This window comes from Alcaligenes sp. RM2 (assembly GCF_052931795.1).
The window spans coordinates 1,005,989-1,026,927 of the sequence record NZ_JBRFIO010000001.1; the positions used below are offsets into that span (position 1 = coordinate 1,005,989).

The 20,939-nt window shown below is 55.6% G+C and carries 20 protein-coding genes and 3 riboswitches; of the genes, 11 read left to right on the top strand and 9 right to left on the bottom strand.

Annotated elements, in window-relative coordinates; translation table 11 throughout:
- Positions 1-64: 64 nt before the first annotated feature.
- From dsrO to ACU6HM_RS04625, 4 genes are all read left to right on the top strand, one after another.
- Positions 65-823 (top strand): sulfate reduction electron transfer complex DsrMKJOP subunit DsrO, encoded by a 759-nt coding sequence (gene dsrO, locus ACU6HM_RS04610; protein ID WP_009453878.1) that lies wholly within the window; start codon positions 65-67, stop codon positions 821-823.
- Positions 824-832: 9 nt separating this feature from the next.
- Positions 833-1,864, top strand: coding sequence for an NrfD/PsrC family molybdoenzyme membrane anchor subunit (gene nrfD, locus ACU6HM_RS04615; protein WP_446763390.1), 1,032 nt, complete (start codon positions 833-835; stop codon positions 1,862-1,864).
- 37 nt (positions 1,865-1,901) lie between these two features.
- The gene (locus ACU6HM_RS04620; RefSeq protein WP_254499272.1) at positions 1,902-5,027 is read left to right on the top strand and encodes a tetrathionate reductase subunit A; all 3,126 of its coding nucleotides are present in this window, start codon (positions 1,902-1,904) and stop codon (positions 5,025-5,027) included.
- 568 nt (positions 5,028-5,595) lie between these two features.
- A complete protein-coding gene (locus ACU6HM_RS04625; RefSeq protein ID WP_446763391.1) occupies positions 5,596-6,129 on the top strand; it encodes an AAA family ATPase in 534 nt (177 codons plus the stop codon).
- Positions 6,130-6,337: 208 nt separating this feature from the next.
- Here the strand turns inward: ACU6HM_RS04625 and ACU6HM_RS04630 are convergent, their stop codons facing one another.
- From ACU6HM_RS04630 to ACU6HM_RS04650, 5 genes are all read right to left on the bottom strand, one after another.
- On the bottom strand, positions 6,338-6,973 hold the full coding sequence (locus ACU6HM_RS04630; RefSeq protein WP_083053544.1) for a riboflavin synthase subunit alpha: 636 nt from the start codon (positions 6,971-6,973) through the stop codon (positions 6,338-6,340).
- Positions 6,973-7,140, bottom strand: a complete 168-nt coding sequence (locus tag ACU6HM_RS04635) for a hypothetical protein (RefSeq protein ID WP_181900152.1) — start codon at positions 7,138-7,140, stop codon at positions 6,973-6,975. The genes ACU6HM_RS04630 and ACU6HM_RS04635 overlap by 1 nt, the downstream gene beginning before the upstream one ends.
- Positions 7,125-7,269, bottom strand: a riboswitch (FMN riboswitch). (Overlaps the previous gene by 16 nt.)
- A 58-nt stretch (positions 7,270-7,327) precedes the next feature.
- A complete protein-coding gene (locus tag ACU6HM_RS04640) occupies positions 7,328-8,077 on the bottom strand; it encodes an SDR family NAD(P)-dependent oxidoreductase (protein WP_009458283.1) in 750 nt (249 codons plus the stop codon).
- A 152-nt stretch (positions 8,078-8,229) separates the two neighbouring features.
- Positions 8,230-9,522, bottom strand: coding sequence for an LLM class flavin-dependent oxidoreductase (locus ACU6HM_RS04645; protein WP_035273191.1), 1,293 nt, complete (start codon positions 9,520-9,522; stop codon positions 8,230-8,232).
- Entirely contained in the window at positions 9,519-10,301 is a 783-nt protein-coding gene (locus ACU6HM_RS04650; RefSeq protein ID WP_336974455.1) for a 3-oxoacyl-ACP reductase, read from the bottom strand. Before ACU6HM_RS04650 ends, ACU6HM_RS04645 begins: the two co-directional genes overlap by 4 nt.
- Before the next feature lie 50 nt (positions 10,302-10,351).
- A riboswitch (TPP riboswitch) is annotated at positions 10,352-10,449 on the bottom strand.
- Positions 10,450-10,516: 67 nt separating this feature from the next.
- Positions 10,517-10,624, top strand: a riboswitch (TPP riboswitch).
- Between the two features lie 141 nt (positions 10,625-10,765).
- Here ACU6HM_RS04650 and ACU6HM_RS04655 point away from each other — a divergent pair.
- Positions 10,766-12,205 (top strand): sodium:solute symporter family protein, encoded by a 1,440-nt coding sequence (locus tag ACU6HM_RS04655; RefSeq protein ID WP_031232068.1) that lies wholly within the window; start codon positions 10,766-10,768, stop codon positions 12,203-12,205.
- Positions 12,206-12,281: 76 nt separating this feature from the next.
- On the opposite strand, the gene ACU6HM_RS04660 is transcribed toward ACU6HM_RS04655, so the two are convergent.
- The 3 genes from ACU6HM_RS04660 to ACU6HM_RS04670 form a co-directional block, all read right to left on the bottom strand.
- Positions 12,282-13,127: an OmpA/MotB family protein gene (locus ACU6HM_RS04660; protein ID WP_240688304.1), complete on the bottom strand. Its 846-nt coding sequence runs from the start codon at positions 13,125-13,127 to the stop codon at positions 12,282-12,284.
- Between the two features lie 4 nt (positions 13,128-13,131).
- On the bottom strand, positions 13,132-13,947 hold the full coding sequence (locus ACU6HM_RS04665) for a motility protein A (RefSeq protein WP_009454185.1): 816 nt from the start codon (positions 13,945-13,947) through the stop codon (positions 13,132-13,134).
- A 138-nt stretch (positions 13,948-14,085) separates the two neighbouring features.
- On the bottom strand, positions 14,086-14,424 hold the full coding sequence (locus ACU6HM_RS04670) for a flagellar protein FlhE (protein WP_250755645.1): 339 nt from the start codon (positions 14,422-14,424) through the stop codon (positions 14,086-14,088).
- Positions 14,425-14,713: 289 nt separating this feature from the next.
- Between ACU6HM_RS04670 and pbpG the strand changes: the two genes are divergently transcribed.
- From pbpG to ACU6HM_RS04700, 6 genes are all read left to right on the top strand, one after another.
- Entirely contained in the window at positions 14,714-15,718 is a 1,005-nt protein-coding gene (gene pbpG, locus ACU6HM_RS04675) for a D-alanyl-D-alanine endopeptidase (protein ID WP_009454188.1), read from the top strand.
- Positions 15,719-15,728: 10 nt separating this feature from the next.
- The gene (locus ACU6HM_RS04680; RefSeq protein ID WP_250755643.1) at positions 15,729-16,643 is read left to right on the top strand and encodes a LysR family transcriptional regulator; all 915 of its coding nucleotides are present in this window, start codon (positions 15,729-15,731) and stop codon (positions 16,641-16,643) included.
- A gap of 158 nt (positions 16,644-16,801) precedes the next feature.
- A complete protein-coding gene (locus ACU6HM_RS04685) occupies positions 16,802-17,791 on the top strand; it encodes a Bug family tripartite tricarboxylate transporter substrate binding protein (protein WP_021446611.1) in 990 nt (329 codons plus the stop codon).
- A 44-nt stretch (positions 17,792-17,835) separates the two neighbouring features.
- Entirely contained in the window at positions 17,836-18,786 is a 951-nt protein-coding gene (locus tag ACU6HM_RS04690; protein WP_446763392.1) for a succinylglutamate desuccinylase, read from the top strand.
- Positions 18,787-18,914: 128 nt separating this feature from the next.
- Complete coding sequence (locus tag ACU6HM_RS04695) at positions 18,915-19,808, top strand: NRDE family protein (protein WP_009454196.1); 894 nt, start codon at positions 18,915-18,917, stop codon at positions 19,806-19,808.
- Positions 19,805-20,224, top strand: a complete 420-nt coding sequence (locus tag ACU6HM_RS04700) for a carboxypeptidase-like regulatory domain-containing protein (protein ID WP_009454198.1) — start codon at positions 19,805-19,807, stop codon at positions 20,222-20,224. Before ACU6HM_RS04695 ends, ACU6HM_RS04700 begins: the two co-directional genes overlap by 4 nt.
- Here ACU6HM_RS04700 and ACU6HM_RS04705 read toward each other — a convergent pair.
- Positions 20,211-20,825, bottom strand: a complete 615-nt coding sequence (locus tag ACU6HM_RS04705; RefSeq protein WP_446763393.1) for a tRNA-uridine aminocarboxypropyltransferase — start codon at positions 20,823-20,825, stop codon at positions 20,211-20,213. The two genes, ACU6HM_RS04700 and ACU6HM_RS04705, sit on opposite strands and share 14 nt — an antisense overlap.
- Positions 20,826-20,939: the final 114 nt, after the last annotated feature.

The window sequence follows — 20,939 nt, forward strand, 5'->3', positions numbered from 1 at the left end:
TTCATATGCTTATAACTACAAATAATGTCAATGGGTTCAACCCAAGCATAGGAAAGGAAAACACATGATCCCAAGCGCCGAGCCCAAAAAGGGCAAGCGACGTTTTCTTAAGGAATTGCTGGGCCTTAGTGCCGGGGCCACGATTATTCCTATTCAGCCTGTTCATGCTGCCATGAACAGCCAGCCTCCACGACGTAGCGGTGGGAAAGATGGGGCCCGCTACGGCATGGTGGTTGATCTAAGAAAATGTATCGGTTGCCAGGCCTGTACGGTCAGCTGTTCTATCGAAAATGCACCCCCTATCGGGCAGTTCCGCACCACAGTTCTGCAATATGAGGTGCTCGATGAACAGCAGCAGGCGGCCATGCTGAGCCTGCCACGCCTCTGTAACCACTGCGACAACCCGCCCTGTGTGCCGGTCTGTCCTGTGCAGGCGACGTTCCAGCGCGAAGACGGGGTGGTGCTGGTCGACAACGAACGATGTGTTGGCTGTGCCTACTGTGTTCAAGCCTGTCCTTACGATGCCCGTTTCATTAACCATGAAACCCAGACCGCCGATAAATGCACCTTCTGCGAGCACCGCCTGGAAGTGGGTCTGCTGCCCGCCTGCGTGGAAAGCTGCGTGGGTGGCGCACGCGTCATTGGCGATATGAACGATGAAACCAGCACGATTTCCCAGCTGCTTAAAGAGCACAAAGAGGAAATCCGTGTACTCAAGCCCGGCATGAATACCAACCCGCATGTGTTCTACATCGGTTTGCCCGATGAGTTCGTTGATGGTGTGGATGGGCAGGCCAGTGTGCGTCTGACCAATCAGTTCTAAGGGGCCGTTATGTCTATTATCGAAATTCTGACCCCCGCCTACGAAGTTGCCTGGTTACCTTGGGCGGTTCAATACTTTTTCCTGGTCGGTATGGCTGCCACCAGCACCGTCTGGGTGTGGCGTTGCGCCTGGTCCAGCGACAGCGCTTTGCGTCGTCTGGAGCCTGCGCTGATGATTGTGCTTCTGTGCAGCAGCATTGCCGCTCCTGTGTCCTTGCTGGCTGACTTGCACCAACCTGGCCGTTTCTGGCATTTTTATGCCCACTTCACTCCCTGGTCGTGGATGTCGCTGGGTGCTGTGCTGCTGCCCCTGTTCGTTGGCCTGTCCATGGCCAACGTGCTGGCCTGGTGGCTGAATAAACGTGCTCTGTGGCGCTGGTTGAGCCTGGCTTTACTGGTTTCGGCCTTGTCGATTCTGGTTTACAGCGGTTTTGAAATCATGGTGCTGCGTTCACGCCCCTTGTGGAATACCGCGTTCTTACCCATCAACTTCGCGTTGACAGCTGCTTTGGCCAGTCTGGGCGCTATTTTGCTGGTTGCTCGCTTCTTGCCTGGCGGCGTGGCCAATCTGCCGCTGGAGTACGTACGCCGTTGGTCTTTGGGCGTGGTATTGACCTTGATCCTCGTGGCCCTGTTCTGGGTGGGCTCCGGTCTGATGGGTTACAGCCACTCCTTTGGTTCGGCCTGGGAACTGTTTCAGACCTATCCCGTATGGCGTTTGGGCTTCCTGGGTTCCTCGGCGTTCGGTCTGCTGCTTCTGTACATGCTCAGCCGTCCTGTCCATACCTTGCAAGGCAATCTTTATAGCTTGTTCTGTGCTGCTTTCATGCTCGGCTCTGCCTGGATGTTTCGCTGGATTATTTTCATGGCGGTACAAGGAGTGCCTAAATACGGTGCCGGTTTGTACCTCTACACCATGCCCTTAGGCAGCGATGGTCTGCTGGGGATGCTGGGTGTGCTGGGCTTGTGTATTGCCTTGCTCGCCGCCAGCACCACCCTGCTCTCTCTGTTCCCGGCCCGCCGTTCGTCTTTGACGGCCTAGGCCCTACAGACTCACTAGCTTTCAGGTACTTATCGTCATGAGCAAGAAAAAAGAAACCCCTAACCTGTCGCGTCGACAGGTATTGACCCGCGGCGGTGCTGCTGTGGGTGGTCTGGCTGCCTTTGCGGCTGGTTATAGCGACACGGTAGTCAAGGCGGTCCAAGGTCTGGGCCAAGGTACAGCCGGTGTACCCACCGCACACGCAACCCGTGGCAACTCCTTGCAGGCTGAATTCCGTATTGATCCGATCACGGGTCTGCTGGATACGCAGCCCGGTCAGATTGTGAGCCCTTCCAGTTGCCTGGGCTGCTGGACGCAGTGTGGTGTGCGCGTACGTATTGATACGGAGAACAACAAGATTCTGCGTATCGCCGGTAATCCTTACCATCCTTTGGCAACCACGCAGTCTGCTCCCATGGAGCAGCCCGTACGCGAGGTTTACGCCATGCTGGGTGGTGAGAATGGCTTGGAAGGCCGTGCCAGCGCCTGTGCCCGCGGCGCTTCCATGCTGGAACAGCACAGCAGCCCTTATCGTGTTCTGTCGCCTTTGAAGCGCGTCGGCCCTCGTGGTTCAGGCCAATGGGAGCGCATCAGTTTTGAGCAATTGATTGAAGAGGTCTGCGAAGGCGGCGATCTGTTCAAAGAAGGTCATGTCGATGGTTTGCGTGCGATTTGGGATCACGAAACCCTGATTGACCCGCAAAACCCCGAATTCGGTCCATTGGCCAACCAGTTGTTGTTCACGGATGCCGCGAACGAAGGCCGTACGCCACTGGTCAAACGCTTTGCCGAGCAGGCTTTTGGCACGATCAACGTCAGCAACCACGGTTCTTACTGTGGTCAAAGCTTCCGTGTCGGTACAGGGGCTGCCATGGGTGACATCAAAGGTATGCCTCATGGCAAACCTGACTGGAAAAACGCCCGTTTTGGCCTGTTTATTGGTGCAGCACCGGCTCAGTCCGGTAATCCCTTCCAGCGTCAAGGCCGTGAGCTGGCAGAAGCCCGTTCGCGTCCTGAAAACACCTTCAAGTACGTGGTTGTTTCCCCGATCTTGCCAACGTCCTCCAGCCTGGCTTCGGGCAGTGGCAACCGCTGGCAACCTGTTCTGCCCGGCACTGACTTGTCCCTGGTCATGGGCATGTTGCGCTGGATTCTGGAACAAGAGCGTTTTGATGCAGAACACTTGTCCCTGCCCCATGCGCCTGCGGAGCAGGACGAAAATACCGCTTCCTGGACGAACGCCAGCCATTTGTTGATTGCGGATCCTGAGCATCCTGGTTTTGGCCGCTATTTGCGCGGTACAGACCTGGGTTGGGAAGTAGCTGAAGACACTGAATCGCCCTTTATTGTTCAGGACGAACAAGGCGAACTGCGCGCCCATACCGATCTGGATCGCGCGACGCTATTTGTCGACCGTACCGTTGAGCTGGAAGGCAAGGATGTACGCGTCTGTACTGCGCTGAACATGCTGCGTGAGCGCAGTCAGGAAAAATCCATTGCCGAATACGCCAAAGGCTGCGGCATGGACGAAGAAACCCTGATCGAACTGGCCCGTGAATTTACCAGCTACGGTCGCCAAGCCGTGGCTGACGCACACGGCGGCACCATGAACGGTTCCGGTTTCTACACGGCTTATGCCATTGCCATGTTGAATACCTTGGTGGGTAACCTGAACCTGAAAGGCGGTTTGGTGCTGGATGCCGGCCCATTTGGTCCTTTTGGCCCCGGCCCACGCTACAACTTTGCTCAATTCCCCGGAAAAGTGACGGCCAAAGGCGTGTCTTTGTCGCGCCATCGCTTCGCTTACGAAAAATCCAGCGAATTCAAGCGCCGCCAAGCAAATGGTGAAGCGTTGTACCCCGCTCCTGCTCCTTGGTACCCCGCTGTAGGTGCCTTGAGCAGTGAAATGATTGCATCGGGCCTGAATGGCTATCCATACACCAGCAAAGTGTGGATCAACCACATGAGCAACCCGGTCTATGCGATTGCTGGCTTTAAAAATGCCTTGCTGCACAAACTGAAAGACCCTGCGGTTCTGCCCTTGTCGATTTCGGTTAATCCCTTTATCAACGAAACCAATGCCTACGCAGACTACATCGTGCCAGATACGGTGACTTACGAAAGCTGGGGTGTTTCGGCACCTTGGGCTGACGTGATCGCAAAGTCCTCGACCCTGCGCTGGCCTGTGGTCGAGCCACGAGTGGATCGCACGGCTGACGGTCAACCTATCAACCTGGAAAGTTTCCTCTTTGCAGTAGCTTTGCGTTTGGGATTGCCAGGTTTTGGTAAAGGCGTTCTGAAAGACAAGGCAGGCAATGCCCACGACTTGCTGCGCGCCGAGGACTTCTATCTGCGGGGCATGGCCAATATTGCCTTTGGTGCTGGCCGCCCGGTTGGCGACGCATCCGACGACGATATGCGCATCACCGGTGTGGATCGTCTCTTCCCTGATCTTCAAGCGCGTTTGCATCCTGAAGAGCAGCGCAAAGTAGCGATGTTGTTGACACGCGGTGGCCGATTCGACCGAATCGAAAACGCCTGGAAAGGAAATCAGCTGAAAAATCGCTACAGCAATGCTTTGCAGATCTGGAATGAAGACCTGGCCAAGATGCGTCACACCATGACGGGTGAACGTCTTAGCGGTTGCCCTACTTGGTACCCCACTCGTTTGGCTGACGGCAGCCCAATGCGCGAGCATTTCTCTGAGCAGGAATGGCCATTGCTGATGAGCTCCTACAAATCCAATCTGATGAGTTCCATGTCCATCGGGATGTCCCGCCTGCGCCAGGTCCACCCGCACAATCCGATTTCCTTGAATCTGGATGATGCGAAGAACCTGGGTATTCGGAATGGCGATCGTATTCGTGTCAGCACACCAGGTGGTGCGGTTGAAGGTGTTGCTTTGGTGCGTGGCGGTATTATGCGCGGAGCCATTGCAATCGAACACGGTTTTGGGCATACCGAACTGGGTGCGCGTTCGCACCAGATTGATGGTCAGGCTACGCCTCACCTGAACGATCTGGCTGCAGGAGTGAACCTGAACGAATTGGGTTTTGCTGATCCAACCCGTGGCGATGGTCAGGACAACGTCTGGATTGACTGGGTTTCTGGCGCGGCCGTGCGCCAAGGCCTGCCAGCCAAGGTAGAAAAGTTGTCGGCTTAAAAGCGCCCCCTCTTTCAAGAGGTTTTTGAAAGATAAGAACGCCGATTGTCCTTTGGATGATCGGCGTTTTTCTTTGCTTGCTTATGGATGTATGGAGGCTTGTTTGTTCAAAGCTCCGATTTGGTTTTGAAGCAAGCCCTTGGTGTGAATGCGTGGGTACAAGAGTATGAGAACAGAAATGCTCCCTATCGCAGTACTTCCCTCTGATGTCGCATCAATAAGCGAGCCGATGGTAAGTAAATTCGCCCTCTTCTTGTTGAAGACCATCTTTTCAATGAGATAAACTCTTTTCCGTTAATTGCATTTTATTATTTTCAAGTCGGCTGGTCACTAGCTGGCTGGGTGTGGGAGTATGGAAATGCAGAAATACGCTAAACTTGCACAATCTTCGCGGGTATCTGCTCCAGGCTTCCCCACCCTACATCCCTACATCCCTACATCCCTACATCCCTACATCCCTACATCCCTACATCCCTACATCCCTACATCCCTACATCCCTACATCCGGCTTCAGTTTCGGGGCGTGAACACGCCTGTACAAGTCTTCATCTTCTACTGACCTACTCTTATGAACCCTTTTGTTCTTATCTCCGGCTGCTCTGGTGGCGGCAAATCTACTCTGTTATCCGAGCTGCAGAATCGTGGCTATACGGTTATCCAGGAACCTGGGCGACGTATCGTGCAGGAACAACTGACCAGCGGTGGCTCTGCCCTTCCCTGGCTGGATATGGAGGCCTTCCTGAATGAAGCGATAAAGACCGCGCAAGATGACTATTGCAGCGCTCCGAAAGATGGTGGCTGGGTGTTTTTTGATCGAGGCTTGATTGATGCGGCCGCAGCTTTGCAGGAATTAAAGGGAACGCCACTGCTGGATGAACTCAACAAGACCAGCCCTTATCATTCACAGGTATTTTTAACGCCGCCCTGGCCTGAAATATACGAGGCTGATCCAGAACGTCGTCACGATATGAACGCTGCTTTGCGTGAGTATGAGCGGTTGAAGCGTGTTTATCCCCTACTGGGATACCAAGTGAGCCTGCTGCCCAAAACAAGCGTAGAAAAGCGTGCTGATTTTGTCTTGAAGACGCTAACTCAAGTGTGAGTACTGCTTTGTTATGCAAAGTGTCGATCACTAGAAGGAGCAGGTTCACACGGCTCTGTACTCCGCTTTCGGGCTGTGTTTCACTCCAGACTTTGTCCACAAGCCCCAAAGCATCCAGTACCGCAACAGACACAGTAAAAGCCCCGCATAAAAAAAGAGCCACCAGTCTTAAAACTGACAGCTCTTTTTTACTTCATTTGGGCGTCAATCAGCCCTTCAAACCAGGCATCACACGTGTCAACGTGCCTGCAACCGTACGCTCCAGCACATCGACCAGCACAACCGTCTGCTGATCCACTTCGATATTGAGCTTATCGCCCGCCTTGTAGCGGGAGAACGTCGTCTGGCGCAAGGTTTCGGGAATCAGATTGATGGTCACAACACCGTCTTCCACATCCGCCACAGTCAAGCTGCAGCCATTCACGCCCAGAAAACCACGTGGAAACACGTATTTCGCCCAATCTTCCGGCATCTGAAAACGCAGACGGTTACCGGCCTCGGTAATACTCAGTTCCAGCACTTCAGCCGTCGTTGCGATATGGCCAGCCATCACATGGCCGCCAATTTCCTCGTTCAGCTTGGCCGACCGTTCGATATTGACCAGATCACCCGTTTTGAGTGTGCCCAGATTTGTGCGCTCCAGCGTGACGGGAATCGCATCAAAGGTGACTTTAGGGCCAGAAATGCTGGTCACGCTCAGGCATGTGCCTTCCACGCTGACACTGGCACCCAGTTGCAGATCCACCAGCAGCTCGTCAGTGAAGTCAATTTCAAACTCGGTACGGCCCAGCTCGGCCTTGACCGCGGTAAGAGGACGAACTGCTTTAACAATTCCGGTATACATCAGCACGCTCCTTCGCAGAATTCATGCAAAAGACCAACGGCTAATGCAGGGGAGATTTTCAGATTTTTCATTTGAACGCATCCTTGATTAAACAATGCGTCCTCCGGGCAGCAATAAAACACGCCGCTGCCTTGATCACAAGGCAGCGATGCTTCATCTTCTTTCATCCGGACTCTGACCGTCGGCCCAGGTTTCTCACCTGATCTGCTGACCTTTCCCTGGCGGAAAGCGCTCGCGGGCTGGGGAGTAGCTCCCTTACCGCCGGTGGGGAATTTCACCCCGCCCTGAAGACGTTTGCAGTGTAAGACCGGAGCCCAAGTCTAATCAAGCCAGACCCGCGCCCGGTCGCCACGCTTAAGCCTTGCGATGCACGCTCAAGCCGGCAAAGCTTTGCGCCACTGGCATCAACTCGATGTAGTTGACGTTCATATGGGCAGGCGCGTTCATGATCCAGGCAATGGTATTGGCGATATCGTCAGGTGTGAGCGCATCCACGTTCTGGTACAACGCTGCGGCTTTGTCTTTATCGCCCAGACGCACAGTCGAGAAGTCCGTACCGGAACACAGGCCAGGAGCCACGGTAGAAACACGAACTGCGGTACCCGACAGGTCGGCGCGCAGGTTCAGGCCCAGTTGATGCACAAAAGCCTTGGTAGCACCATACACATTGCCGCCTGCATAAGCGTATTCGCCCGCAGTCGACCCCAGATTAATGATGTGGCCTTGATTGCGCTTGACCATACCCGGCAGCAAAGCGTGCGTAATGTGCAACAGCGCGCTGATATTGGTGGCCACCATGGTGTCCCACTGATCCATCTTGGCGTCTTGCGCCTTGTCCACGCCCAGTGCCAGACCAGCGTTATTGATCAGCACATCAATATTGGGAAAACGAGCTGTCAGATCAGCCAGCACCGCTTCTGCTCGCGCACGATCGGTCAAATCCACGCTGACCGGTACAAAACGCTCGCCCAGCTCGGCGGCCAGGGCATCGAGCTTGTCCTGGCGACGCGCCAGACCCAGCACGGTGTGTCCTTCAGATACCAATTTACGGGCAAGCGCAGCCCCAAACCCTGAGGAGGCCCCGGTGACAACGGCGGTTTTCATAGTGCGATCCCTATACAGCTCGCTGCTCGTTAAGCAGGCGACAATTAAAGCATTAAGGATAGCAAACTTCAGGAACTTCGTAGCCTCTTCACCCTAGGGAAAAAGCGGACAAATCCGTCTATGGAAATGCCCGCTTTTTTCTTGCCCTGGCATCAGGCGGCAGGCCGCTCCAGGCCCAGGTGGCCGCGCAGGGTTGCATGCTCGTATTCCTGACGGAACAGCCCGCGTTTTTGCAGAACCGGAATCACCTGCTCAACAAAGTCACGAATGCCATTGGGCAAGGAAGGCGGCATCAGGTTAAAACCATCCGCGCCTTCGTTGCGCCACCATTGCTCAATCTGATCCGCAATGGACTCCGGCGTACCGACCATGGTGCAGTGACCGCCGCCAGCAGCGATTCGGCCCAGCAACTGGCGCACTGTCGGTTTTTCCATTTCCACAATGCGCAGCATGGTGGCATAGCGCCCTTTAGGGCCTTTGAAGCTTTCCAAAGGCGGCAGCGGTGGCACTGGCGCATCCAGCTCCCAATTCATGCAGTCCTGGCCGACAAACATGCCCAGCTGACGCAAGGATGTCTCGGCGGGTAGCAATTCGTCCAGCTCTTGCTGCTTGCGGCGCGCCTCTTCCATGGTGGAGCCCACATAGGTCACCAAACCCGGCATCACGGGCACATCCACGCCACGGCCCGCTTCACGCACGCGTCGTTTGATATCGCGGTAATAGGATTGGGCCGAGGGCAAATCATAAGCCACAGCGTAAATAGCCTCCGCTTTGCGCGCGGCCAAATCACGGCCTTGCTCAGAAGCACCTGCCTGAAACAGCACCGGCTGGCCTTGCGGCGAACGTGGCAAGGTCAAGGGGCCATCCACCAGGAAGTGATCGCCCTTATGCAGGATCTGGCGAACCTGATCCACTTTGGCGTAATCGCCCTTTCTGTCCATGACCAAAGCACTGTCGCTCCAGGAGTCGAACAGTTGCAATGCGGTATCAACAAACTCTTCAGCCCGCGCATAGCGCCAGGCATGATCGGGCATGGCTTCGTAGCCGTGGTTACGCGCTTCCGAGTCAAACATGGATGTCACCACGTTCCAGCCCATCCGCCCATTGGATACATGATCCAAAGAGCACAACATGCGTGCCGCCACAAACGGCGTGTAGAAGGTACTGGAAACGGTACTGATCAAGCCGATACGTTCGGTGGCTCTCGCCAGCGCAGCCATCATGGTCAAGGGTTCGAGGAACCAGCGCGGACCATCGGACACGTTATCGCTGGACTGACCATCGGCAAAGAAAATAGCGTCCAGCTTGCCGCGCTCGGCAATTTGGGTCAGCTCTTCGTAAAACCGGACATCGCCCAAACGTTCGACCTGCGAATCAGGATGGCGCCAGGCTGCTTTGTGGTGCCCGCAGCCCATAATGAACAAATTGAAATGCAGCTGTCTCATCCGTTTTTCACCAATCCACCGTCAACAACCAGATTCTGTCCTGTTACGGCACGCGCCCACGGACCGGCGAAGAACAAGGCCGCATCGGCAAACTCCTCGGGCGTGGTCACGCGGCGCAAGGGTGTGCTGGCCGCAATCAAGTCAAACACCGCTTCGGGCGTGGCCGCGGACGCGTCGGTTGTGCGCAGCAAACCACCGGAAATCATGTTCACGGTAATCTGATCGGGCCCCAGATCGTGCGACAAGGTGCGTGTCATGGACAACAAGGCCGCCTTGGCCGCGGTGTAATCGTGGTAAGGCACCACGGGGTTCTGAAACAGGTTCGTGCCGATATTGATAATGCGACCAAAACCGGCTTGTTTCATGCCGGGCAAGGCGGCCTGTGTGGTGTTCAAGGCCCCGCCCACAATGCCTTCCAGTTGCTGGTTCATCTGAGCCCACGTCAAGGTATCGGCGTGAGGGCGAGCATCGCCATTGAAGGAAAACTCGGGCAAGGCGTTATTGACGACGGTGGTGACGGGCTGGCCAAAATGCGCCTGCGCCTTGGCAAACAAGGCTTGTACCGAAGCCGCATCCGTCACGTCCGCCTGCACGGCCAGACATTGCTGCGGAAATTCGTCCGCCAGCGCCTGAGCGGCTGCCTCACTTTTCAGGTAATTGATCACAACTTTTGCGCCCTGGCCTGCAAAGGCGCGTACCAGGCAAGCCCCCAGGCCGCGTGCGCCGCCGGTGACCAGGACAAGTTGTTGAGAGAGTTCCGAGACGTGTTCCACAGACATGACATTCCTTGCAAAAATTCGGCGAGGATGTCGACCTGCTTGAGACGCAGGGCCATGGATTCGGACATCCCTTCGCCAGTATGAGCTGGATCAGGTTCGACGGGTTTTATCTCAGCCCTTTCCAAGAAGGACACCCCGTGCCGCAGGGCAGACCATAGCATAAATCAAGCTCAACCGGATTATTGACATTTGAAAGAAGCTCTCCTACTCTTCTAGCCTGTTCCTGGGGGAGTCCTTAACGGGCTGAGACTCCGCATTCAAGCGGTAACCCTTAGAACCTGATCCGGATCATGCCGGCGAAGGGAAAGGAAACGCGGCCTGGCAGCCTGCCCGCTCTTGTCTATGCGGCGCATTCACAAGCTCACACGCCCCATTTCAATCCCTCCATTTTTCTGCGCCCTGTTCTGGCAACCTGCCAGCCTGGCCGGTTTGTGCCTGTTCAATCAGGCTTTTGGGGAGATCTCATGCTGGACCAAAGTGCCACCCTCCTGTGGCTCATCGTTTTTTCCGCTGCTTTTGCCTTGGCTGGGGTGCTGTACGCCCGCCACTACAACAGTTCCCTGGAAGACTTTGTGGTGGCTCGCAACAGCCAAAGCTCGGTCGCTACCATTCTGACTTTATTGGCTTCTTCATTGGGTGCCTGGATTCTGTTCTCGCCCGCACAAGCAGCCAGCTGGGGCGGTTTAAGCGCTGTCATCGGCTATGCCATTGGCTCCATGTCGCCCCGTCTGGCCATGATTCCACTCGGTAAGCGCATGCGCGAATTGCTGCCTCGCGGCCACAGCCTGAGCGAGTTTGTCATCGCCCGCTACGGTCGCCCCATGTATGCGCTGACCCTGGTCATCATGCTGTTTTACATGTTCATCTCCATGACGGCAGAAATCACCGCCATGTCCAAGATGATCACCCTGATTGCCCCGATTCCTTTATGGGTCACGGCCAGCATTGTGTTGCTGGCCACGCTGATCTACACCTCTTACGGCGGTTTGCGTGCTTCCATCTTCACCGACAAGGTGCAGATGTTTGTGATTCTGCCCATGCTGTTCCTGATCGTGATGTTCGGCTGGCAAGCGGTGGGCGGCCCGGTACAGTTGTTTGACAACGTGAAACTGGAAGCTCCTCGACTGATCGAGCTTAGCGATCCCGTAGGCGTGAAGGCTGGCCTGACGTTCTTTGTCGCCATCTTGCTGACCGGCCTGTTTCACCAAGGTAACTGGCAACGTATCTATGCCGCCAAAGACACCAAGTCCATGCGTCGCGGCTTTTTGTTGGGTGGTTTGTTTGTAGCGCCCTTCATTTTCCTGATGGGCTTGTTTGGCCTGGCCTTTGTTGGTCTGGGCTCGCCCGGTGACAGCTCCGTGGCCCTGTTCAATGTAATTTTGCCGCACGTACCTGTCTGGTTCCTGGTGCTGCTGATTCCGTTAGGCCTGTCCCTGGTCATGAGCAGTGCCGATACCGCAATCAGCGCTGTCTCCAGCCTGATTGCCGTGGACTTGAGCCGCATCATGCCGCATCGCAACACCGCCCAAATGATGAGTCTGGCGCGTTCCCTGATCTGGATTTGCTCCATCCCTGTGCTCTACGCCTCCTCACAAGGCTTTAGCGTACTGTACTTGTTCCTGTTGGCAGACTTGCTGTGCTCGGCAGCGGCCTTCCCGGTTTTCTTTGGCCTGTACAGCCGCCGCTACGATGGCTTTACGGCCACCATCAGCACCATCGGTGGTCTGGTCGCCGGTCTGGCCGTATTCCCGCGCCCCAATGGTCCTATGGATTACTTGCTGGAGTCCTTCCTGCTGGCCGCGATTGTGCCGGTAGTGATCAGTGTTCTGGTCATGCCCTTGCGTCGTCACCTGCCCAAGTTCGATCTAGGCTCTCTGGCTTCCTCCACGCGCGTACTGGACTAAGTCAGACGCGTTGAATTTCGGCTCAAAACAAAAACCCCGGTTTGCAACATACAAACCGGGGTTTTGTGTTAAAGGCTCATGGGACGGGGCTTTCAGGCTGTGCTTGGGGAGTCTGCACAATAATTTCAACCCGTCGATTCGTCGCACGGCCTTGCGAGGTGCCGTTATCCCCCAAAGGCCGGGTATCGGCATAACCGACAGCGCTCAGTCGCTGGCTGCCAATTCCGTTGGCTTCCATATAACGCACTACGCTACCGGCACGCGCACCTGATAGTTCCCAGTTGGATGGGTAGCGATAACTACGAATCGGCACCGAGTCCGTATGACCTTCAATCACAATAGGATGGGTGGATTTCTGCAGTACGGCAGCCAGTTGGCGTAATACCGTCAAACCTTCCAGCCCCAGATCCGCACCGCCCGAGTTAAACAGAATTTCGCTATTGATACGAAAGCTCACGGATTGGTCGTTCATGACCACATCGATATTGTCGCCCAAGCCGTCCAGATCCAGACCGTGATTGCCTTTGCCTTGTCCCTCACCCTGACCAGCGTCCGGGAAAAGGCCCGCCCCAGCAGGCAACAAACCGGCTCCGTCCTTGCCTGCTTGGGCCACGACTGTAGCCCCTCCCTGCCCTTGTCCCTGCGCCGCCGTTTGCGCCCGCTTACCCGCAAAGGACAGCATCACAATCATCAAGACCAGCAACAAGGTCATCATGTCCAGATACGTGGTCAACCAGGCTTCTTCTTCCTCGGGCACCGCCAGCCCTGGATCATTCCAGGGGCGGCTACGACGACGACTGCCCAGATTGCTGGCCAGTTGTTGTTCGATTTTGGCGCCGCGAGCTTGCTCCAGTTCCTTTTGCAAGGCTTTCTGGCGGTCAGCAAGTTCACCCAAAGTCAGGTCCTGCTCCATGTTTCCCATGGGATCAGCCCCGTTCCGGAGCCGGGTCCGCATCATCATCGCGGCCGCCCCGGTCATTGATCTCGTCCTGATACTGAGCCATGAAGGAGTTCAGCGTCTCACGCATCAAGGCCGGGCCACGGCGCTGGCTCATCATGGACACACCTTGCATGATCATGTTCATCAGAACCACACGCTGTTCGGTACGACGCTCCAGCTTCACCGCCACGGGCTTGAAGACCAGATTGGACAGCAGCACGCCGTAGAACGTCGTCATCAAGGCCAGAGCCATTTGCTGACCAATAGACGTAATGTCACCATCGCCCAGCAAAAACATCAGGTTGACCAAGCCAATCAGCGTGCCGACCATACCGAAGGCCGGTGCAAAGCTGGCCATCAAACGGAACAATTGCGCTTCTGCATGTTCACGAGCACGCAAACGGCTGATACGCCATTGCAAAAGGTCTTCAATATCTTCCTGGGGTGCCCGATCAATCACCAGCTGAACGCCGGTTTTCAGAAAAGGGTTGGCCACTTTTTCCAGCGCCTCTTCCACCGCGCGAATATCCCCCATCATCCACAGGCGGGAGATATTGATCAGCTCGTCCATATCCTGCTGGGTATACAGGCGTTCATTGCGCAGCACGGTGCCGATCAGACCAAAAATACGGACAACTTCGCTTAAGGGATAACTGATGAACGTCGCGGCCAAGGTACCTACCAGCACCACGGCCAGACTGGGCAGGTCCACAAACAAGGCGGGGTTTTCTGCCGTAAAAAACAAGATCACGGCAAACAGCAGCACGCTGGCTACGATGCCGATCAGAGTAGAGGGGTTCATGCACAAGTCCTGGTTATGGCCCGATGGGCATCAGGACTACATATCGGCAGTACGGCAGGTTTCTTTAGGCCTGGACTTTGAGGTGGATCAAGTACAAGAGTAATTAAATCGTTTATTGGGAGACCGCCTCATTTCAGGCTAGCGCTGGTAATTCACCCGTATCGAGGCCTGCACACGCACAGGCTCTGTGCTACCCGCCCAGCTCCACACCTCATGCACCAGCACAAAGCCAAGACGCGCATCCTGACCGGCAAAGGCCCTGGTACTTAATACCGAACCATTCATGTCCACACAGGAGCCGCCTTGCAAGCACAAACGGCTTTTCAGAATGGCGCGCCCATTGTGGTGATAACTGACTTCCACCTTGCCTATGCTTGAAGCCTGTGCTCGCACCGCCTCTGCAGGCAGGAAGCTTTGCTGGGTGCTGGGCGAGCTGGTGGTGATGGCATTGCTAAGCTGTTCCCCGTCCCAGGCCAAGGAGGCAGCATGACTGGCCAGCGGTAATGAAACCAGGACGATAGAAAGCAGGAATCGATTTAAAAAACTGTTTATAAAAACAGGTTTTTTATTATTTCGGACTTTCAGAAAAAGCATAAGCTGTGTTTTTATACAGATAAAAATAAGTTTCTTAATGATACCGCGCAGACATCTTAATTTTTTTTTAACTTTGAGCCGTAAGATACTAATATAAAGAGGATTTTTTCTGGTAGCATAAGCGCATAAATTCTCTCCGCCCTTCTGTTTCTCGCCTACCGGGAACTGAAAAATGCCTCAGACCAGAACAAATAAATTCATTCGACGTGCGCTATGTGTTTTATTTTTAGCGCCTTTTTCGATTTCGTCCTTTGCGCAGACACTGGCGCTGGCCGAGCCATCCACACTGGATGAAGCCACAGCCGCCATCAGCTACAACGTGCCGCATCTGGTTTTCGAGAAAAACCTGCAGCCTATCAGCTATAGCGAGAACGATAGCCGCCGCGCGCTTAATGCCCTTAAACACGACGCCCTGATTCAGCACGCAGCCCTGCGGTCAGAAATTGCCTTTGTGCAGGATCTGGAATCGTCTACTGTGCTGTACCAGAAAAACAGCGACGCCGTTCGCCCCATTGCCTCCATCTCCAAGCTGATGACAGCCCTGGTCGTGGCTGAATCCGGCCTGCCCATGGATGAAATGCTGGAGATCATCGACGAAGATGTGGACCGCGTCAAATACTCCAGCTCGCGTCTTAGCGTTGGCTCCAAACTGAGCCGTGCCGACATGATGCACCTGGCGCTGATGTCGTCGGAAAACCGGGCTGCCCACGCGTTGGGGCGCAGCTATCCTGGTGGCTTGTCTGCTTTTGTGCGCGCCATGAATGACAAGGCACGTGCCTTGGGTATGCGCAATACGCGTTTTGTAGAGCCTACCGGCTTGTCCAGCGACAACGTATCCAGCCCGCGTGATCTGGTCAAGTTGCTGACGGCCACCAGCCAGCATGCCCGTATCCAGCAATACACCACGAATGATCAATACTCCGTGCAGCCTATACGTGGTCGCCAACTGGTGTTCAACAATACCAATCGTTTGGTGAAAAACGCCAATTGGGATATTCAGGTCTCCAAAACCGGCTTCATCAACGAAGCGGGCGAATGCCTGGTAATGCTGACCAAGATCGAAGATCGTGAAGTGGCTATTGTGCTGCTGAACTCCTCGGGTCGTTACTCGCGTATTGGTGACGCCGTACGTATTCGCGATCTGGTTGAAAAATCCAACGGCCTGGCCATGCTGTAAGACGCCCTTCGTGCCCCAGCTAAAACTGCTTGAAGACTTTGTAACCCTGGCTCGTGCGGGCAGTTTTGTTCGGGCAGCAGAGCAACGCCACGTCACACACCCAGCATTTGGACGTCGCATTCGGGCCTTGGAAGCATGGGTGGGAACACCCTTGGTGGAGCGCAGCAGCCTGCCCATCACGCTAACGCCGGAAGGACAGGTGTTTTACAACACGGCTAATCAAGTGCTGGAACAACTGAACCGCGTTCGTCGGCAATTGCAGGCCTCGGATCAAGCCGGACAAGGCAGCTTGCGCATTGCTACCGGCCGTAGCCTGGCACGCACCTTGGTCACGGATTGGGTCAGCCGTCTGCAAAAAGGCAGCCACGCCCCTTTGTCGGCCCATGTGCCTATCGACATCAGCACCGGCATGATGGCCGATATGGCCAAGCTGCTGGCCCAAGGCAAAACCGACTTTCTGTGCTGTTATGAACACCCGGCCTTGTCAATTGAACTGCTGGCCGAGCAAGTGACGTATATGACCATCGCCACTGACAAATTGGTGCCTACCTGTCAGCGCCGCAAGAACGGCACACCTTTATATGAACTCAATGCCGATAGCGGACGCAGCATTCCTTTGATTTCATATTCAGGCGGCTTGGCCATGGCCCGCATTCTGGGTGACAAGCTGCACCACTTTCCCTATCCCCTGGTCAGCACGGTGCGTTGCGATTCTCTGGATACGGCAATGGGCTCGGTATTGAAAGGCATGGGCGTAGCCTGGTTACCCCTGTCCATGATTGCCAATGAATGTCGTCGCGGCACGCTGGTGCAATTGGGCGGCAAAGGCGACGAGATTGCCTTTGAAGTTCGTCTGTATCGCTCCCGAGCCCCGCTCTCGGATCTGGCAGAGTCCGTCTGGGCCTTCACCCAGCAGGGGCGATAAACGCACAAGCAACCGAAAAAGCACGTCCATGTGCCGCAACAGCACATCGCAAGTAGCCGCAACAGACACAATACCCTTTCATAACTAAGGATAAACAGGCCCGCAGCGCGCACACCGGCCGCTGCTTGGAAACCTATCTATTGAACGGGGAGCACATCATGTCTTTTTCTTTTCCCAAGCGCAGCTTGGTCCTTGGCATTCTGGGCGCCTGTAGCCTCTTGCAAGCCTCAATCAGCCACGCCGACACCTACCCCTCACGCAGCCTGACTCTGGTCGTGGGTTATCCCGCCGGAGGCAGCGTGGATCTGACTGCCCGCCTGTTAGCTGAAGAGCTGAGCAGCCGTTTGGGCCAAAGCGTCGTCGTGGAAAACGCAGGCGGTGCCGGTGGCACCATTGGTGCTCAACGCGTACAACGTGCAGCCGCCGACGGCTATACCCTGCTGCTGGGTTCTACCAACGAGATGATCATCGCCGGCATGATCAACAAAGCCGTGCGCTACGACGGGCAAAAAGACTTCACGCCTATTGGCATGATTGCCTCCCAGCCCTTGTTGCTGGCAGCCTCCAAAGAGTCCGGTATTCGCTCCGCGGCAGACTATGCGCAAAAGCTGCGGGCGGCCAAACCGGAAGCCTTCAGCTTTGGTTCCTCCGGCGTAGGTACTACCTTGCACCTAGCCGGTGAAATGGTGAACGCCTCGACCGGTACCACCGCCATGCACGTGCCCTACCGTGGCGTCCCACCCCTGGTTTCGGATTTGATGAGTGGTCAACTGGATACGGCTTACCTTGTGCTGTCCTCGGGCCTGTCGCAAGCTCGCGCAGGCGCCATCGTGCCTTTGGGCATTACCGAAACCCATGCCTCTCCTGCTGCCCCGGAGATCCCGCCGCTGGCCGATACACCCGGCTTTGAAAAGGTCGACATCAACGTCTGGTTTGGTTTGTATGGCCCCAAGGATTTGCCTGAATCCGTCACCAGCACCTTGCGTCAGGCTCTGGACAGCAGCCTGCAATCGGCTAACTTGCAAGAGAAAATGCAATCCAATGGAGCCACGCTTTACGCACCCGGCATGAACGCGGCAGAGTTCCAGGCCAAAGAGGTCGACAAATATGCTCGTCTGGTCGAACTGGCCAAGCTGCAAGCCGAATAAAACACATGCGCCCCGGCTAGCTGCTGGGGCGCTGGAGTCTTTCCATGCAATTTTCTCTTTCCTTGCCTGACATTCAAGAAGAGCGTCAGGGCAATACCGGTGTCCCTGGACTCTGGTGCCTGGACTCGGGCGAAGCGGGCCGTACCGTAATGATCAGCGCCCTGATTCATGGCAACGAACTTTGTGGGGCCTGGGCCTTGAAAGCCGTGTTGGCCAGTGGCCTGAAGCCCCGTCGTGGCAAGCTGATTCTGGCCTTTTGCAATCTGGACGCCTTTGATCGCTTTGATCCTGAGCAGCACGATGCCAGCCGCTACGTGGACGAAGACATGAACCGCGTCTGGAGCGATCAGAAGCTGGCTCAAACACAGACACAAGAACAGCGTCGCGCACGAGCCATTTTGCCTTGGCTGGAACAAGCCGACTGGTTGCTGGATCTGCACTCCATGCATGAACCCAGCGCCCCCTTGTTATTGACTGGCACCTTGGCACGCAATATCGAGCTGGCTCGTACTCTGGGCGCTCCCGAGCATGTGATTGTGGATAGCGGCCATCAAGACGGCGTACGCATGCGCGATTACGGTCGATTCTCGGACCCTGAAGCCCATGAAGCGCGCTCCTTACTATTGGAATGCGGCTTTCATGGCGATCCTGATACACCGGCAATCGCACTGGACCTGATTGCCCGCTTTCTGCTCGCCTCCGAGATTGTGGAAAAAGAGGATTTGCCCTCGGACTGGCGTCGAGCGTCTCCCGATACGCAACGCGTTCTGCAAGTCACCCATGCGATTGTCGCCCCTTCCATGCAAGTCAGTTTCGATCAGAACTGGCAAGGCCTGGAAACCTTGGCCGATGCAGGCACGGCGATCGGACAAGCTGATGGCCAAGCCTGGCTGACGCCCTACGATAACTGCACCTTGGTCATGCCCTCGCTGCGCCAGCTACGTCCGGGCGTCACCGTCGTGCGTCTGGCACAAAACTACGACGCCCTTTCATAGATCGCTTAAATCTGACGTTCAAGCCCTGAATGCCAAGCCTAAAGAGGCATTCTCAATACCGAGAAAAAAAGCGGAACTTGGCGGTACTTTGGCTACCAAAGCCTGCATAGCCATCCTACAATCGGCACATGTGCATCGCTTATATCGCCGTCGGAGTTAATGCAGATTGGCCGCTGATTATTGCCGCCAATCGCGACGAATATCATGCTCGCCCCAGCCAAGCGGCTCAACCTTGGCGGGACGAGCCCGATATTCTGGCGGGTCGGGACCTGCAAGCCGGGGGCACCTGGCTGGGCCTGACACAAAGCCGTGGACGGCTGGCCTTGCTGACCAATTACCGCGAAGCCCCCAGCAACAAAAACAGCAAGCAACGCTCACGCGGCGAACTGATCCCCCAGTTTCTAAGAGACGAGCGCAGTCCAGCCGACTATCTGGAACAACTCGCCCAGGAAGGAGCCGATTACGCAGGCTTCAATCTTTTTGTGCTGGAATGGCCGGACAAGCAACAGCCTTTACGCATGGGCTATTACAGCAACCGTCATCCCAGTGGCAGCCCGCACATGCTGGGACCAGGCGTACATGTTCTGAGCAATGCCTGGCTTAATACACCTTGGCCCAAAAGCCTGTTCCTGAAAGAAACCCTGCAGGCACAGCATTTTGATGGCTCGCCACCAGCGGTAGAAGGCTTGTTTCAGGGTTTACGCAATCAGGAAGTCGCAGCCGATGCCGACTTGCCCCAAACCGGCTTAAGTCTTGAGCACGAACGCTTGTTAAGCAGCCCGTTTATTGTCAGCCCCAATTACGGCACCCGCTGCACCACCGTCATCACTATTAATCAGCGCGGACATGGAATGCTGCGTGAACGCAGTTTCAATCCGCAGGCAGAACCGACCCGTCAACATGACTGGCCGTTGTTGTGGCCCAGCTTTCATCCTGACAGCCAGCCCCACCCCTCTCATAACAGCAACAGGGCCCCTGAGGGCCCGCTTAGCCACCTTACTTCAAGCAAGGAAACCTCATGAGTCCTCGTCTTTCATTGATCGGCATTGCCATGTCGCTGGCCTTATTGAGCAGCCCCATCGTGCACGCCCAGGAACTGCCCCCCAGCCAGTATTACGGTTCAACCGAATACATCAGCGGCGGCATAGGTAGTGATGAAGCCCAACTGTTTCGCATGGTGCGCAACACCTTTCCCTTGTCCGTGAACTTTTCAGCCAACCAGGGTGAGCGCGTCGGCTATATTTCCGATGTGCAGCTGGTTATCCGTAACAGCAACGACCAAACCGTGCTGAACAGCCTGATCGACGGCCCCTACTGCCTGATCCGTCTTGGCCCCGGCAATTACAAGGTATTTGCCACTTACCAGGGCCAGACCCAGGAGCGCCAGGCCACTATTGTTGAAGGCCAGCCCCGCGAACTGAACTTCACCTGGAAGTAGGATAGTTACGCTGATACGTATCCAGGCCCATAGCCTGGATTTGTTCTTCAATCAACTGCTCGAAGGGCCGGAGCAAAGGGCTGAAATCCCGCTCCGGCTCCATAATCTGCATCAGCCGGACAATTGCTTCCAAGGTCGACACAGCCTGCGGGTCGGGCGCTTTACGCAGTCTGTAGTGCGACGCCTGTCCTTCAGGCAATACCCAATACGGCAGGGCTTGCAAAACCGGATTGCTGTGCAAGATCAGGCGTGCCTTGCGCCAGGTGCCATCTGGCACCACGATCAGATCCGGCTTCTCCTCTGGGCCTGTTGAGCCCGCCACCTTGGCTTCTGGTCCCGGAAACAGCAAAACAGGACGATGCGCCTGTGCCAGCCGGGCCTCCAGCCCAGCAAACTGCTCTCCCACCCATAGCTCTGCCCCCTTCAAACCCAAATACGCCAAGCGCGCAGTATTAAGCGCATGCCGGGCTTCGGAATGGTGCTGCAAAATCAGCACAGGACACGCTGCTTCTATCGAAGGGATCAAGGGACACAAGCAACGAGCCAAGGGCCGCTGACACTGTGCACAGCGGCCTGGTCGGGTAGAAGGGGAAGAATTCATGCGAGAGCGCCAAACAGAAGGCCACAGTATATAAAAGTTCTGCTTTGAAACAGATGCCTGGTTTGCTGGCAAACAGATTTACTGTATATTTATACAGCAACCAGGAGCATACCT

What these genes read in the sequence shown, in the direction of transcription:
- ACU6HM_RS04665 (WP_009454185.1), bottom strand. Translation starts at nt 13,947, where the DNA reads ATGAACCCCTCTACTCTGATCGGCATCGTAGCCAGCGTGCTGCTGTTT.
- nrfD (WP_446763390.1), top strand. Translation starts at nt 833, where the DNA reads ATGTCTATTATCGAAATTCTGACCCCCGCCTACGAAGTTGCCTGGTTA.
- ACU6HM_RS04625 (WP_446763391.1), top strand. Translation starts at nt 5,596, where the DNA reads ATGAACCCTTTTGTTCTTATCTCCGGCTGCTCTGGTGGCGGCAAATCT.
- ACU6HM_RS04640 (WP_009458283.1), bottom strand. Translation starts at nt 8,077, where the DNA reads ATGAAAACCGCCGTTGTCACCGGGGCCTCCTCAGGGTTTGGGGCTGCG.
- ACU6HM_RS04655 (WP_031232068.1), top strand. Translation starts at nt 10,766, where the DNA reads ATGCTGGACCAAAGTGCCACCCTCCTGTGGCTCATCGTTTTTTCCGCT.
- ACU6HM_RS04660 (WP_240688304.1), bottom strand. Translation starts at nt 13,127, where the DNA reads ATGGGAAACATGGAGCAGGACCTGACTTTGGGTGAACTTGCTGACCGC.
- ACU6HM_RS04700 (WP_009454198.1), top strand. Translation starts at nt 19,805, where the DNA reads ATGAGTCCTCGTCTTTCATTGATCGGCATTGCCATGTCGCTGGCCTTA.
- dsrO (WP_009453878.1), top strand. Translation starts at nt 65, where the DNA reads ATGATCCCAAGCGCCGAGCCCAAAAAGGGCAAGCGACGTTTTCTTAAG.
- ACU6HM_RS04645 (WP_035273191.1), bottom strand. Translation starts at nt 9,522, where the DNA reads ATGAGACAGCTGCATTTCAATTTGTTCATTATGGGCTGCGGGCACCAC.
- ACU6HM_RS04635 (WP_181900152.1), bottom strand. Translation starts at nt 7,140, where the DNA reads ATGAAAGAAGATGAAGCATCGCTGCCTTGTGATCAAGGCAGCGGCGTG.
- ACU6HM_RS04705 (WP_446763393.1), bottom strand. Translation starts at nt 20,825, where the DNA reads ATGAATTCTTCCCCTTCTACCCGACCAGGCCGCTGTGCACAGTGTCAG.
- ACU6HM_RS04685 (WP_021446611.1), top strand. Translation starts at nt 16,802, where the DNA reads ATGTCTTTTTCTTTTCCCAAGCGCAGCTTGGTCCTTGGCATTCTGGGC.
- ACU6HM_RS04650 (WP_336974455.1), bottom strand. Translation starts at nt 10,301, where the DNA reads ATGTCTGTGGAACACGTCTCGGAACTCTCTCAACAACTTGTCCTGGTC.
- ACU6HM_RS04695 (WP_009454196.1), top strand. Translation starts at nt 18,915, where the DNA reads ATGTGCATCGCTTATATCGCCGTCGGAGTTAATGCAGATTGGCCGCTG.
- ACU6HM_RS04630 (WP_083053544.1), bottom strand. Translation starts at nt 6,973, where the DNA reads ATGTATACCGGAATTGTTAAAGCAGTTCGTCCTCTTACCGCGGTCAAG.
- ACU6HM_RS04690 (WP_446763392.1), top strand. Translation starts at nt 17,836, where the DNA reads ATGCAATTTTCTCTTTCCTTGCCTGACATTCAAGAAGAGCGTCAGGGC.
- pbpG (WP_009454188.1), top strand. Translation starts at nt 14,714, where the DNA reads ATGCCTCAGACCAGAACAAATAAATTCATTCGACGTGCGCTATGTGTT.
- ACU6HM_RS04620 (WP_254499272.1), top strand. Translation starts at nt 1,902, where the DNA reads ATGAGCAAGAAAAAAGAAACCCCTAACCTGTCGCGTCGACAGGTATTG.